General features: G+C 74.4%; 11 protein-coding genes. 5 read left to right on the top strand and 6 right to left on the bottom strand.

The window, feature by feature from the left end; genetic code table 11:
- Positions 1-124: 124 nt before the first annotated feature.
- A complete protein-coding gene (locus ACIBKX_RS34825; protein WP_363274769.1) occupies positions 125-1600 on the top strand; it encodes a GNAT family N-acetyltransferase in 1476 nt (491 codons plus the stop codon).
- Here the strand turns inward: ACIBKX_RS34825 and ACIBKX_RS34830 are convergent.
- Positions 1572-2894 carry a PLP-dependent transferase gene (locus ACIBKX_RS34830; protein WP_363274770.1) on the bottom strand — a complete coding sequence of 441 codons (1323 nt, stop codon included), beginning with the start codon at positions 2892-2894 and terminating at the stop codon, positions 1572-1574. The genes ACIBKX_RS34825 and ACIBKX_RS34830 overlap by 29 nt on opposite strands.
- A gap of 60 nt (positions 2895-2954) precedes the next feature.
- Here ACIBKX_RS34830 and ACIBKX_RS34835 point away from each other — a divergent pair, with 60 nt between their 5' ends.
- Positions 2955-3467 (top strand): Lrp/AsnC family transcriptional regulator, encoded by a 513-nt coding sequence (locus ACIBKX_RS34835; protein WP_363274771.1) that lies wholly within the window; start codon positions 2955-2957, stop codon positions 3465-3467.
- 35 nt (positions 3468-3502) lie between these two features.
- Entirely contained in the window at positions 3503-5206 is a 1704-nt protein-coding gene (locus tag ACIBKX_RS34840) for a DUF885 domain-containing protein (protein ID WP_363274772.1), read from the top strand.
- Between the two features lie 19 nt (positions 5207-5225).
- Here the strand turns inward: ACIBKX_RS34840 and ACIBKX_RS34845 are convergent, their stop codons facing one another.
- Entirely contained in the window at positions 5226-6071 is an 846-nt protein-coding gene (locus tag ACIBKX_RS34845; protein ID WP_363274773.1) for an SDR family oxidoreductase, read from the bottom strand.
- Between the two features lie 98 nt (positions 6072-6169).
- Positions 6170-6694, bottom strand: coding sequence for a rhodanese-like domain-containing protein (locus ACIBKX_RS34850; protein WP_363274774.1), 525 nt, complete (start codon positions 6692-6694; stop codon positions 6170-6172).
- Positions 6695-6879: 185 nt separating this feature from the next.
- Here ACIBKX_RS34850 and ACIBKX_RS34855 point away from each other — a divergent pair, with 185 nt between their 5' ends.
- Positions 6880-7326: an Lrp/AsnC family transcriptional regulator gene (locus tag ACIBKX_RS34855; protein WP_363274775.1), complete on the top strand. Its 447-nt coding sequence runs from the start codon at positions 6880-6882 to the stop codon at positions 7324-7326.
- A gap of 16 nt (positions 7327-7342) precedes the next feature.
- Here the strand turns inward: ACIBKX_RS34855 and ACIBKX_RS34860 are convergent, their stop codons facing one another.
- The 3 genes from ACIBKX_RS34860 to ACIBKX_RS34870 all read right to left on the bottom strand — a co-directional run bounded on the left by ACIBKX_RS34860 (position 7343) and on the right by ACIBKX_RS34870 (position 12948).
- Positions 7343-10381 (bottom strand): SMC family ATPase, encoded by a 3039-nt coding sequence (locus ACIBKX_RS34860; RefSeq protein WP_363274776.1) that lies wholly within the window; start codon positions 10379-10381, stop codon positions 7343-7345.
- Positions 10378-11541: an exonuclease SbcCD subunit D gene (locus tag ACIBKX_RS34865; RefSeq protein ID WP_363274777.1), complete on the bottom strand. Its 1164-nt coding sequence runs from the start codon at positions 11539-11541 to the stop codon at positions 10378-10380. The genes ACIBKX_RS34860 and ACIBKX_RS34865 overlap by 4 nt, the downstream gene beginning before the upstream one ends.
- 117 nt (positions 11542-11658) lie before the next feature.
- Complete coding sequence (locus ACIBKX_RS34870) at positions 11659-12948, bottom strand: DUF6777 domain-containing protein (RefSeq protein ID WP_363274778.1); 1290 nt, start codon at positions 12946-12948, stop codon at positions 11659-11661.
- Positions 12949-13123: 175 nt separating this feature from the next.
- On the opposite strand from ACIBKX_RS34870, the gene ACIBKX_RS34875 reads away from it, so the two are divergent.
- Positions 13124-14410, top strand: a complete 1287-nt coding sequence (locus ACIBKX_RS34875) for a streptophobe family protein (RefSeq protein WP_363274779.1) — start codon at positions 13124-13126, stop codon at positions 14408-14410.
- Positions 14411-14434 lie beyond the last annotated feature (24 nt).

Consider the following 14434-nt stretch of genomic DNA (forward strand, 5'->3'; position numbering starts at 1 on the left):
ACCCAAGACGTCAGGTCCGGACACAAAGCGGGGGAGAAAAGTCATCAAAAGGACAAAGGGCGTCTTAACCCATCAGTCACAGAACGTTCGTGATCACGCAACACCCTTCCTTCACAGTGGCCGTATGAGCGCTGAGATGACTGATGTGACACGGACGAGGCACGGCCGGCCCGTCCACCACTGGCGGCGGGACCTGGTGGAGCTCGCCGCCCTCTTCACGGCCGTGGCCGTGGCCGACGCGGTGGCGAACCTGATCGGGCACGGCCCCGACGGCCCCGCCCTGCTCGTGATCTCGGCCGTGGTGCTGATCGCCACGGCCGGGTTCCACACATGGTGGGCACGGCGCCACACGCATGCCCCACCGGCGGCGCCCGATACCGGCGCCCGGCCGACCGTCACCGCGCGGACGGCCGGGACCACCACGGACACCGGCGAAGAGACCGCCGACGAAGAGGCCACCGGAGCGACCACGCTGTGGCGGATGCGCACCACCGTGCGGGACGCACCGGGCTCGCTCGCCGCGCTGTGCACGGCCCTGGCGCACGGCCGGGTCGACATCCTGAGCCTCCAGGCACACCCGCTGGCCGAGGGTACGGTCGACGAGTTCCTGCTGCGCGCACCCGGGGAACTCACCGCGGCCGAGATCACCCGGAGCATCGCGCGGGCCGGCGGCTCGGGCACCTGGATCGAGCGGGCCGACGCCCACGACCTGGTGGACGCCCCCACCCGGATCCTCGGCCTCGCCACCCGCACCGCCCTCGACGCCGCCGAACTTCCGCTCGCGCTGCGTCAGTTGCTGGGCCGCTGCACCATCCGCTCGCTGCCCGCCGGCGCGCGGCCCGCGCCCGCCGAGGACGCGCCCTCGACCGCCGACGGCGCTCCGGTCGAGGGCGTCCTCGAAGGGACCGTGCTGCGGCTGCGCGCCCCGGAGGGCGAGGTGATCACGGTCGAGCGGCCCTATCTGCCGTTCACGCCCACCGAGTTCGCCCGGGCCCGCGCCCTGGTGGAGCTCGACACCCGGCTCGGCCCGCGCATCCCGCGCAGCCAGGACGTCCTGACGCTCGCCGAGGGCAACTCCATCACCGTACGGCGAGCGGACACGGACGACGCCGACGCCGCGAAGGCCATGCACGACCGCTGCTCGCAGCGCACCCTGAGCATGCGCTACCACGGCCCCGTGCAGGACGCCGACCGCTACCTCAACCACCTGCTCAGCCCGCGCTTCGGCCGCACCCTGGCGGTGCAGACCGCCTCCGGCCGCGTCGTCGGCATCGGCCACCTCCTGTGGGACGGCGACGAGACGGAGATCGCGCTGCTCGTCGAGGACGACTGGCAGCGCCGCGGCATCGGCACCGAACTGCTGCGCCGCCTGGTGGGCCTGGCCGTCGAGGCGGGCTGCGAGAGCGTGTACGCGGTGACGCAGGCGTCCAACACCGGCATGGTCGCCGCGATGCGCGGGCTCGGGCTTCCGCTCGACTACCAGATCGAGGAGGGCACGCTGGTGATCACGGCCCGCCTGGAGGCGACTGAGGTGGTCTCACGGCCGCCGTACGACCAGCAGTGGCAGGACGTCAACTGCGGGCGGCGGCAGGGCGAGTAGCACCGGCCGAGGCACCGCTGGCCGAGGCACCGACCGCCACACCCGCCCTCGTACCCGTCGTCGCACCTTCCTTCGCCGCGGACTCGACGGGGCCCAGCGCCCCGTCGAGGTCCCGCCACAGGTCCTCGACGTCCTCGAGGCCGGCCGACAGCCGCAGCAGGCCGTCGCTCACGCCCGACGAGCGGCGGTCCGCCGCGTCCACGACGCGGTGGCTGATGGACGCCGGATGCTGGATGAGCGTGTCGACGCTGCCGAGACTCACCGCCGGGGTGATGAGGCGCACCCCTGCGGTCACCGCGTGCGGATCGCCGCGCACCTCGAAGGCGACCATGGCGCCGCCGATGCTCGGGTAGTGCACGCGCTCCACGCGCGGGTCGGCGGCAAGCCGGCGCGCCAGCTCCGCCGCCGTCGCGGAGGCGGCCCGGACCCGGACCGGCAGCGTGGCAAGGCCCCGCAGCAGCAGATAGCCGGCCAGCGGGTGCAGCACACCGCCGGTGGCGAAGCGGACCTGGCGCAGCTGCCGGGCGAACTCCTCGTCGCAGGCGACCACTCCGCCCAGGACGTCGCCGTGGCCGCCGAGGTACTTGGTGGCGCTGTGCAGCACGAGCCGGGCGCCGCTCTCCGCCGGGCGCTGCAGGACGGGCGTGGCGAAGGTGTTGTCCGCGAGCAGCGGCACGGTCCCGCAGGCGTGCGCCACCGCGCGCAGGTCCAGCTCGGCGAGGGTCGGGTTCGCGGGCGACTCCACCATCACCAGGCCCGTGTCGGGGCGGATGGCCTCCGCGATCCCCTTCCCCAAGCTCTCAGCTTCGTTCGAGCAGGGGAGGCCCCTTCGGTCGACCCAGGTCACCTCGGAGCCGAGGAGCCCCGCCGTCAGGAGGTGGTCGCTGCAGCCGTACAGCGGGCGGACGGCGACGACATGACGCAGACCGGCCGCTCCCCGTACGAGCAGGACCGCGGTGAGCGCCGCCATGCCGCTCGCGAAGGCGACCGCGCTCTCGGTGCCTTCGAGCCGGGCGAGCGCCGTCTCGAAACGCGCCACGGTCGGGTTGCCGAGGCGGGCGTAGACGGGCGGGGCGTCGTCCAGGACGCCGTCGGCGGCGAACGCGTCGAGCCGTGCGGCCTCGCCCCTGGTGTCGTACGAGGGATAGGTGGTGGACAGATCGATCGGTGCGGCGTGCAGACCGAGTCCCGCGAGGTCGTCGCGGCCGGCGTGCACCGCCTCGGTGGCCAGGGCACGCGCCGCGGACGGGTCTGGGTGGCCGGATCCGGCGGGGTGCTGCGTGTTCGTGTCCATGCCGCAGATCCTGAACAGCGGCCGATGACCGATCGTTGAATCCCGTGCTACGTTCGGCAGGTGGCCGAATCTGTCGTACTGGACGCGGTGGATCTCCGCATACTGCGGCTGTTGCAGAACGATGCCCGGACCACCTACCGGGATCTCGCGGCGCAGGTCGGCGTCGCGCCGTCGACCTGCCTTGACCGGGTGTCCCGGCTGCGGCGCGCCGGGGTGATCCTGGGCCATCAGCTGCGGCTCGACCCGGCGAAACTCGGCCGTGGCCTTCAGGCGCTGCTGTCCGTGCAGGTCCGGCCGCACCGCCGGGAGCTGGTCGGTCCGTTCGTGGAGCGGATCCGGGCGCTGCCCGAGTCCCGCTCAGTCTTCCATCTGACGGGCCCGGACGACTATCTGGTGCATGTGGCGGTCGCCGACACCGCCGATCTGCAGCGGCTCGTCCTGGACGAGTTCACGTCGCGGCGCGAAGTCGCGCGGGTGGAGACGAGGTTGATCTTCCAGCAGTGGGAGTGCGGGCCGCTGCTTCCGCCGGGCCCGGACGCCGGCCTCTCGGGCGAAGCCGCCAGTGAATCGTGATGACGCGGGCACGTCCCGCGTACGAGTATGTGCGCATGTCAGAGACAACGCTCCCGCCCCACAGCCCGCTGCCCCGCGAGATCGCCGACGCGTACGTGGACGAGTTCATCGCCCTCAACCCCATCGAGGGCACCTATCTCGGCGTCAAAGCGAGCCACAGCAAGCTCCCTGACGCCTCCCCCGCCGGTCTGGAGGCCGTCGCCGAACTGGCCCGCACCACGCTCGCCCGGCTCGACGAGGCCGAGCGCGCGCCGGGCGCCGACAGCGACGTCGAGCGGCGCTGCGCGCGTCTGCTGCGGGAGCGGCTCACCGCGGAACTCGCCGTGCACGACGCGGACGAGGGGCTGCGCGAGGTCGGCAATCTGCACCACTTCCCGCACGCCGTACGGGAGATCTTCACCGTGACGCCGACGGACACGGAGGAGGACTGGGCGGCGATCGCCGAACGGCTGCGGGCGGTCCCGGCCGCGTACGCCGGATACCGTGCGTCGCTCGAACTCGGCCTGGAGCGCAAGCTGTTCGCGGCGCCCCGGCCGACCGACACGTTCATCGGGCAGCTCGGCGAGTGGGCCGAGTCCGGCGGCGCGGGACGCGGCTGGTTCGAGGAGTTCGCGGCGGACGGCCCCGACGCGCTCCGTGCCGAGCTCGACGCCGCGGCGCGTGCCGCGACCGGAGCCGTCGTGGAGCTGCGGGACTGGATGCGGGACGTGTACGCGCCCGCGATCGAGGGCGCCCCCGACACCGTGGGCCGGGAGCGGTACGCCCGCTGGTCCCGCTACTTCAACGGCACCGACCTCGATCTGGACGAGGCGTACGCGTACGGCTGGTCCGAGTTCCACCGGCTGCTCGGCGAGATGAAGGCCGAGGCCGAGAAGATCCTGCCCGGCGCGGCCACGCCGTGGGTGGCGCTCGCGCACCTCGACGAGCACGGCGCGCACATCGAGGGCGTGGACGAGGTCCGGGTCTGGCTGCAGGAGCTGATGGACGAGGCGATCGAGGCGCTGGACGGCACGCACTTCGAACTCGCCGAGCGGGTACGGAAGGTGGAGTCCCGCATCGCCCCGCCCGGCGGCGCCGCGGCCCCCTACTACACGGGACCGTCCGAGGACTTCTCGCGCCCCGGCCGCACCTGGCTGCCGACGATGGGCGAGACCCGGTTCCCGGTCTACGACCTGGTCTCGACCTGGTACCACGAGGGCGTGCCGGGCCATCATCTCCAGCTCGCCCAGTGGGCGCACGTCGCCTCGGACCTCTCCCGCTACCAGGCGACGGTCGGCATCGTCAGCGCCAACGCGGAGGGCTGGGCGCTGTACGCGGAGCGGCTGATGGACGAGCTCGGCTTCCTGACCGAACCCGAGCGCAGGCTCGGCTATCTGGACGCCCAGATGATGCGCGCGCTGCGGGTCATCGTCGACATCGGCATGCACCTGGAGCTGGAGATCCCGGCGGACTCGCCCTTCCGGCCGGGCGAGCGCTGGACCCCGGACCTGGCCGAGGAGTTCTACGACGCGCACTGCAGCCGCCCCTCGGAGTACGTGGCCAGCGAGATGACCCGCTATCTCTCCATCCCCGGCCAGGCCATCGGCTACAAGCTGGGCGAGCGTGCCTGGCTGCTCGGCCGGGAGAACGCGCGCCGGCGGCACGGCGACGCGTTCGACGCGAAGGCGTGGCACATGGCCGCGCTGTCGCAGGGTTCGCTGGGCCTGGACGATCTGGTGGACGAGCTGTCCGCGCTCTGAGCGGGGTGGGCTCCGGCGGTCAGCGCCGGAACCCGCCCTCCGAGTCGATCACCTGCCCGGTGATCCACTCGGCTTCGTCCGTGGCCAGCCACGCGATGAGCCGGGCCGGATCATCGGGCATGCCCCAGCGTCCGCCGGGAAAGCGCGCGGCGACCGCAGCGTAGTCCTCGCCCGTGAGGTAATCCGTGTCCACGGGGCCGGGGTTGACCGCGTTCACGGTCACGGCGAGGTCGGCGAGCGTGGTCGCCAGGGAGCGCGTCGCGGAGGCGAGGGCTCCCTTCTGCAGGCTGTAGGCGATCTCGCCCGGCATGCCGCCCGCGATGTCCTGGCCGGACGTCATCATGACGACGCGGCCACCGGGCGTACGCGGCGGCAGCGCGGCCCGCAGCCGGGCGTAGGCCTGCACGAGCAGGATGACCGAGCGGGTGTCCACCGCCCAGTGGGTGTCGAGCATGGCGGCGTCGACATCGTCGAGGGTGCCGTCCTCGCCGCTGACGGCGTGATTGGCGACGAGGATGTCGATCCGCCCGCCGAGCGCGTCGGCCGCCGCGCCGATCAGCTCGCCGGGCGCCGCGGGATCGGCGAGATCGCCGGGCCCTTCGTGCACCCGCGCCGCCGGATCACCGAGTGCCTCGCGTACGCCGGAGACGACGTCGGCGGTCCGGTCGGCGCCCCAGGGCATCGCGGCGTCGTGCGGTACGTGGTGATGCAGATAGAGACTCGCGCCGTACGCGGCGAGCCGCCGGGCCACGGCATATCCGATGCCGCCCCGTCTGCTGGCCCCGGTGACCAGGGCGGTGCGTCCGCGCAGCGGCAGGGGGTCGCGGCGCAGGGCTTCGGGGGCTGGGGGCGGGAGTAGGGGCATGACAGATCATCATGGGTCCTCATGGGCCCGGGCGCACGGGAATTGACGCGGGCGCGCCCCGGCCGTCCTTCCCGCTCGGCGCCGTGCCCCCCCCTGCCTCAGCAGCCGCAGTCCTCCGCGTCCACCGGCGCGGTCAGCGGATCGCGCGTACGCCGCTCGCGGCCCTCCCAGGTCTCGAACTCGAAGCCCTCGCGCGCCCAGTACTCGAAGCCGCCCAGCATCTCCTTGACCTGGAAGCCCAGTTCGGCGAGGGCGAGGGCGGCGCGGGTCGCGCCGTTGCAGGCGGGACCCCAGCAGTAGGTGACCACGGGGACGGCCTTGTCGAGGAGTTGCCCGGCCTGCTCGGGGATGAGCGCGGTCGGGAGGTGGATCGCGCCGGGGACGTGCCCCTGGTCCCAGGACGCGGTCGAGCGGGTGTCGATGACGGTGAACCCGGGGTCGCCGTCGGCGGCGAGCGCGGCGGCGACGTCGGACACGTCGGCATGGAAGGCGAGGCTCGCGCCGAAGTACGCCGCCGCGGCGGCCGGGGCTGCGGGCGGCACGCGCAGCACGGGGTTCGGGGCGGCGGCCTGGGCCGGAGCGGCGGAAGTGGCCGGGGGCGGGGTCTGCGTCGTAGTGCTCATGGCAAGAAATCTACGGTCGATCCGGATCACCCTGAAGGTCCGTTCCCCGGCGTCACGCCCGATCGGCCGGGGATTTCCCGGCGGTCGGCGGGCTGGACCGGGGATTGCCCCGCGCGGCACACGCACCGGTCCGATCCCCTGTCAACCCCTTGATCCGCCGGGGAATCCCCTGTTACCTCTCAGCCATGACGGGTTATTCCACCGACGCCACCGACTGGCGCATCCTCGACGTCCTCCAGCGGGAGGGCCGGTCCAGCTTTGCCGAGCTGGCGCGCGCCGTCTCCATGTCCCCGAGCGCCGTCACCGAACGGGTCCGGCGCCTGGAGGAGGCGGGCGTCATCCAGGGGTACGCGGCCGTGGTGGACCAGGAGCGGCTCGGCCTGCCCATCCTCGCGTTCGTCCGGCTGCGCTATCCGAACGGCAACTACAAGCCGTTCCACGATCTGATCGAGGTGACCCCCGAGATCCTGGAGGCGCACCACGTCACGGGCGACGACTGCTTCGTGATCAAGGTCGCGGCGCGTTCGATGAACCACCTGGAGGAGGTCGCCGGGCGGATCGGCGCGCTGGGCTCGGTGACCACCAGCGTCGTCTACTCCTCGCCCCTGCCCAGGCGCCCGCTGGGCCGCTGAGCCCTGAACCGGTCCCTCAGCCCCCGCCCCGCTGCCGTACGACCGACCCGGCACGCCCCTTCTCGACCTCCAGCTGCGCGTGGACGCGGCGTCGCAGATCGGCGACATGGCTGACGATGCCGACGCTGCGGTCCCGTTCGCGCAGCGAGTCCAGTACGTCGAGGACCTCGTCCAGCGTCTGGTCGTCAAGGCTGCCGAAGCCCTCGTCGATGAAGAGCGTGTCCAGGCGTACGCCGCCTGCCTCGTCGGTGACGACGTCGGCGAGGCCGAGCGCCAGCGCGAGCGAGGCGAAGAACGTCTCGCCGCCGGAGAGCGTCGACGTGTCGCGCTCGCGGCCGGTCCAGGCGTCCACGACGTGCAGTCCGAGCCCGGACCGGCCGCGTCCGGTGCGGTCGGCGGAGTGGACGAGGGTGTAGCGGCCCGACGACATGCGCAGCAGCCGCGCGGTCGCGGCGGCCGCGACCTGTTCGAGCCGGGCGGCCAGGACGTAGGACTCCAGGCGCATCTTGCGTTCGTTCTCCGCCGACGTGCCCGCCGCGAGTCCGGCGAGCCGCGCCACGCGGTCGTAGTCCGCGCGCAGCGGCGCGAGCCGCCGTGCGCCCGCCGCCGACTGGCGGGAGAGCCGGTCGAGTTCGCCGCAGCGGCGGTCCGCCGCGTCGAGCGCGGAGGCCGCCGCGCGTGCCCGCGCGTCCGCCCGGTCGGCGGCGTCCTGGGCGGTGCGGACGTCGGCGGGCGGCTGCTGTGCGGCGGCGGCCGTGTCCGCTTCGGCGAGCAGGGACCGCACGGCCGCCTCCTCGCTGCGCCATGCGTCGATCCGGTGCTGCAGTTCGCGGTGGCGCGCGTCGTCGAGGAGCGCTTCGGCCGCGTCCCCCGGCGTGTCGAACCCGGCGCGGAACGCGGCGTCGGCGAGTCGCGCGTCGGAGTCCTTGAGCCGCTGGGCGGTCTCGTCGGCGGCGCGGGCGGCGTCGGCGGCGGCGGTCAGGAGCTCCGCCTGCCGCGCCAGCTGCCCGGCGCGGGCGGCGACACTGGAGCTGACTCCGCGCGCCCGCGCCAACTCGGCCTCCAGGCCCTGCTGTTCGCGGTCGAGCGCCTCGCGGCGCGTGGCGCGGGACGAGGCCCTGAGCGCGGCCTCGTGCCGGGCGGCGACCCTGCGGTCGTGCTCGCGCTCGGCCAGCGCGAGGGCTTCCCTGGCCGCGTGCAGGTCGGAGGCGCGGCCGTGCGCCTCGGCGTGTTGCGCCCGCAACTGCTCGACGGCCGCGGCGAGTTCCTCGACGGAGGGGCCCTGTCCGGCGTCCGGCGCGGCCGTGGTCCCGGAGGCGGTGGCCGCCTCCCCCGCCAGCGCCTCCCGCAGCTCGGCGAGGCGCCCGTCGGCCCGTGTGCGCAGGTCGTCCGCCTGCCGGTAGGCGGCGAGGGCGGCCTCCTCCGTGGCGCGGTCGACGTGGCCCGCGGACTTCGGCGCGGGGGCCGGGTGTTCGGCCGAGCCGCAGACGGCACACGGGGTGCCGTCGGTGAGCCCGGCGGCCAGCTCGGCGGCGATGCCGTTGAGCCGCTGTTCCTTCAGGGCGAGCCAGTGTTCGTGCGCGGCACCGGCACGCTCCCCGGCGGCGAGGGCCTCCTCGCGCGCGCCGGCCGCTTCACGGGCGAGCCGGTCGCGGCGCCGCGCCGCCTCCAACCGGCTGCGGGCAGGCTCCAGTCGGCCCGCGACGTGTTCCGCGCGGGTGGCCGCTTCCTGGGCGGACTCGATACGGGCCTGGAGCCCGGCACGGGTCGTCTCCCACCCGTCGAGCCAGCCCGCCGCCTCCCGCAGCAGCTCGTCGTCGGCGCGCTCCTCGCGCTCCAACAGGCCGCGTTCCGTGCCGAGTTCACCGAGCCGCCGCTCGGCGCGCCGGGCCGATTCGAGGCCGCCGAGCTCTTCGGCCGCCTTGCGTGCGGCGGCGGCGAGACCGGCCGCTCCGGAGTCGGCGAACGTGGCGGGCAGCACGCCACGCGCGCGTGCCTCGTCGGCGGTGGCGCGCCGGTGCTCCTCCTCGGCGGCACGGCGCAGCCCGAGCGCGGGGGCGACCGTCTCGGCCTTGCGGGCCCGGTCCATCCGGTCCGTGTGCCGCCGGTGCTCCGCCGCGTGCTCCTGGAGCCGCCGGGACCGCTCCTCGGCCTGCGCGAACCGCCCCTGCAGCCGGTCCAGTTCGCGTACGTCGTCGAGGCGGCGCCCCGCGGCGGCCTGCGCGGACTCGGCGGCGGCGAGCGCGCACCCGGCGACGACACGCCGCTCGCGGGCCCCGGTGCGGGCCACGGCGGCCCAGGTCAGGACGGACTCGGCGAGCCCCGGGTCACCGGGCGCCAGATCAGGCAGGGGCAGCTCCCCGGCGTCGCTTCCCGCCGCCTGCTGCATCCGGTGCGCGTCGGCGAGCAGCGCCGCGTCGCCCTCGCGCACCGCGCCCTCGGCCGCGCGCCGCTGCTCGCCCAGGCGCTGCTCGACCGCGGCGAACCTACGGGTGTCGAAGAGCCGCCCGAGGAGCTTGCCGCGGGCCTCCGCGTCGGCCCGCAGGAAGCGCGCGAAATCTCCCTGGGGCAACAGGACGACCTGGCAGAACTGTTCCTTGCTCATGCCGAGGAGCTGGCTGATCTCCTCGCCGATCTCCTGGTGGGAGCGGCTGAGGTCCTTCCAGCCGCCGCCGTCACCAGGCTCGTACTCCCGCAGCCAGCTCTGCGCCTTCTCCATGGTCGTGCCGGTGCCGCGCTTCTTCGGGCGCTCCCAGGGCGGCTGCCGGGTGATCTCCAACCGGCGCCCCGCGACGGTGAGTTCGAGGCAGACCTCGGTCCTGGCGCCGGACTGCGCATGGTCGCTGCGCAGGGTCACGCCCTGGCCGCCGCCCTGCCGGGGCCCCGGCACCGAGCCGTACAGGCCGTAGCAGACGGCGTCCAGGACGGAGGTCTTCCCGGCGCCGGTCGGGCCGTGCAGCAGGAAGAGGCCCGCCGAGGAGAGCGCGTCGAAGTCGATGTCCTGGGTGGTGCCGAAGGGGCCGAACGCGGTGATCCGGAGCCGGTGCAGCCTCATCGGGCGACCTCCCGCAGGGTGTCATCGGTGCGGACGGCGTCGAACGCGGCCCCGAGGACCGCCCGTTCGGCCTCGTCCGGCCCCGCGCCGCGCACATGGGTCACGAAGTCGTCCGCGATCTCGTGGTCGCTGCGGCCCCGCAGGCGCTGCGCGTACGACACATCCGGGTCCTCGGGGGCCCGCTCCGGGTCGAAGACGAGGCTGAGGGTGTGCGGGAAGCGTTCGCAGAGCCGGGCCATGGGGTCGTCGGGGCGCACCGGATCGGTGAGCGTCGCCTCGACCCAGGACTCCTCGTGCCGGGCGAGGTCCGGGTCGGCGAGCAGCTCCGTGAGCCGTCCCCGGACACGGGCGAGCGGGCGCGGCACGGGGCAGTCGATCCGCTCGGCGTCGATCTCCCCGGCCGCTCCGAGGCCGATCAGCCACATGGTCTTGCGGTGGGCGGACTCCGAGAAGGAGTACGGCAGCGGGGAGCCCGAGTAGCGCACCCGGTCGCTGATCGCCTGGCTGCCGTGCAGATGGCCGAGTGCGGCGTAGTCGACACCGTCGAAGACCCCGGCGGGCACAGCGGCGACCCCGCCGATGGTGATGTCCCGCTCGCTGTCGCTGGCTTCGCCGCCGGTGACGAAGGCATGGGCGAGGACGACGGAGCGGGTGCCCGGGGCGCGCTCGGCGAGATCGGCCCGCACCCGCTCCATGGCTGCCCCGATGACCGCCTCGTGACCGGCCTTCGCCACCCCGAACTCGTCCTTCACCAGGGCGGGTTCGAGATAGGGCAGGCCGTAGAACGCCACGTCGCCGTGGTCGTCGGCGAGGACCACCGGTTCGTGGCAGGCGGCGGGCGAGGTGCGCAGATGGATGCCGGCCCGGCCGATGAGACCGGCGCCGACGCCGAGGCGGCGCGCCGAGTCGTGGTTCCCGGAGATCATCACGGTCGGCACGCCGAGGCCGGCGAGCCGGTGCAGCGCGTCGTCGAAGAGCTCGACGGCGGCGAGCGGCGGCACCGCCCTGTCGTACACGTCGCCGGAGACCACCACGACGTCCACCTCGCGCTCGCGCACGGTGGCGACGAGGTGCCCGATGAAGTCGGCCTGGGCCCCGAGCATGTTCACCCGGTGGAACGCCCGGCCCAGGTGCCAGTCGGACGTATGCAGAATTCTCAAGACGCCGCTCCGGCCCGCATGGATTCCCCTCCTATGCCGCCGGAGCCCGCACCGCCCCTGCACGGGCGGCCTCGCCGACAGCACCCACCACGCTAGCGCCTGCGGGCACCTGCTCGATCACGAACCGCCATCCGTCACCGGCGCCGACTCCGGCACGGGGGCATCGGAGGCGGGCGGCTGCTCCGGTTCGGAGGAGGGCGGCTGCGGCTCGGCCGAGGAGGCCTCGGTGGCCGGGGCGGACGACGGCGGGGACGTCGACGGGCAGGGGCTGGCCGAGCCGCCGGGCGAGGTCTGGGGCGAGGGGGAGCCGTCGGCGGGCGCCGACACGCACGGCGCAGGGCTGTCCGATTCGCCCTCGGACGGCGGGGGCGACAGGGACACGGAGGCGGTCGGCGTCGGCTCGTCCGTCGGCGGCGCGGTCGGCTCGTCCCCGGCTCCGGTGTCGCCCTTGTCACGCTCGAACCAGTCGCCGCTGCGCGGGTCGAACATCACGAATACGTTCACCACCTGCACGGACGGCGCCACGACCACGACGTTCGACGCGCGGTATCCGGGCCACGCCTCGCCCGTCCGCTTCGGGGTGCCCTGCTGGGCGACCGGCGGCAGCAGCGGATTTCCGCAGGCGCAGCGCACGCGGGGGACGCCCCGGTCGTCGACGAGGACGGCGGTCCCGGCCTGGAGGACGGCCTGGTAGGCGGTGGGCGCGCCGTCGCGGTAGCCGTGGTTGGTGACTCGGGTGTCGATGCGCAGCTGTACGGGGGTGAGCGACCGCAGGTAGGCGGGGACGGCGGACGGGTCGATGTCCTGGACGGAGGCGAACGCCTTGTTCTTCGCCGGGTCCTTCCGCAACGCCGCGACCTGCTTCTCCACGTCGCAGCTCGCGACGTTCCGCGTCCCTCCGTAGAGGCCGGGCGCCGATCCGTCGACGCCGCGCGTCACGTTCGCCGACGCCGACTGGCCGGGCAGTGCGGTCGGCGAGGGGGACGGGCCGTCGGAGTCCTTCCGGGCCGTCGACTCGGTGAAGGGGTCGGGCCCCGCCTTGCCCGCCGGCTGGAGGAGCACCTCACCCGCGGTGTCGGACGTTCCGTCGGGCCGGGTGAGGACGACGGTCAGGACGACCGCGGCGACGACCACGGCGGCGATCGCCGCGACCCGCGGCGCGGACCGCCACCAGGGCCGTTCGGGCTTACCGCCGGGACCCTCGCCGGAGTCGCCGCCCGGTCCCCCGCCCCGGCTCCCGCCGCCGCTGGGCGGACCGCCCGGCGGGCCGCTCGGCGGGCCCGAAGGCCGGTCGCCGGGCGGCGGTGTGCTCGCGCCGGGCCGGGTGGCGCCCGGCTGCGTGGGCCCGGAGAGCGGGCCTGACGGGGGGCCGGTGGGGCGGCCGGAAGACGGCGGTTCGACGCTCACGGACACTTCTTCCCTGCGGAGGGATCTACGACGTACGGCGATGGATGACGCTTTGTACCCGTACGCGCCTATTTTGTGCCCCGGTTCCGGGAGGCCCGCAAGCGGACGCCCGCGTGCTGACGCGGTCGGCCCTTCCCGAAGGGCGGACCGGCGTGCGGCTGCTTAGCGTGACAGCGTGAGCGAGCAGACACCGCGGGGACCGAAGGACGCCGGGCCCGCACAGGACCGGCGGGCCCCGCACGGCTGGCCGCATGCCGTCCTCGCGGTGCTCGCCCCTTTCCTGGTGATGGCCGTGGTCGCCGCGCTCGGCCTGTGGGCCGCGGGCGCCGCCGATCTGCCGGACGGGGCGTTCCCGAACGTCGTCGCGGCCGTGGTCGTGATGGCGGTGGGCGGCTCGGTCGACATCGCCGGGGACGCGGGCGGCATCGCCGCGACGAACGCGGACCTCTCCGTCCTCCCGCTCTCCGTCAGCCTCGCCGGTGCCCTGGTCGCCGCCGCGGGATTCCTCGGGCCACTGCGGCACCGGGCGGTCGCGGGAGCGAGCGAACTGGCCGGCTGGGCGGCCCGGATCGCGGTCCTGTGGGCGCTGCTCCTGATCGGCGTCGGACTGCTGGCCCGGCACCGCTTCGAGATCTCGCTCGGCGAGGGGGCCGCCGCCGACATCGGTGAACTCCTTGACGCCTCCCCGAAGGTGGGCTTCGAGACGGACGTGCCGCTGACCCTGCTCTACGGACTGCTGTGGCTCGCGGGCGTCCTGGCCGTGGCGCTGCTCGTCTCGCGCGGGGCGCCGCTGCCGGCCGGGCTGCTGCGCTTCCAGGAGTCGGTGCGGCCCGCCGCCTTCGCGATGGTGGTCCTGCTCCTTTCGTACGTCGCGCTGGGCCTGGTGGCCGGTCTGGTCGTGACGGCCACGCGGGGGCACGCCGCCGAGACGGTCGCGGTGCTGCTGCTCGGCCTGCCGAACCTCGTCTGGCCGGCCTTCACCCTCGGGCTCGGCGCGTCCTGGGAGGGCCACGTGGAGGGCCCGTTCGGCCTTCCGATGCCGCAGGTCCTCGACGACGTGCTGCGCACCCCGGAGGACTCCACGCTCAACCTGAGCACCCTCGCCGAGCACGATGGCCGGGTGTGGTGGCTGCTGCCGCTCGCCGCGGTCCTCGTGCTCGGGGCCGCCTTCCTGATGGCGGCGCGCTCACCGGCCCGGATGCGGGCCTGGCAGCACGCCGTACACATGGCGGTGGCCCTGACCCTCACGGTCCTCACCATCAGCCTCCTCTCCCGCGTCTCGGCCCATTACGGCCTCTCCCTCCTGGGCATCGGAGACCTGGGCGGCGACTTGTCGGGCCAGGTCCAGCTGCGGCCACGCCTGTGGACCGGGCTGGGGTTGGCGGTGGGGTGGGGCCTGGTCTCGGGCTTCATCGGCGGCTTCCTGGCACGGCGGGTCCGCAGACGGGGCGAAGTGGAGTAACCAACAAGGCTGCGCCCCGTCAGG

Source organism: Streptomyces sp. NPDC050658, assembly GCF_044457025.1.
GTDB lineage: Bacteria > Actinomycetota > Actinomycetes > Streptomycetales > Streptomycetaceae > Streptomyces.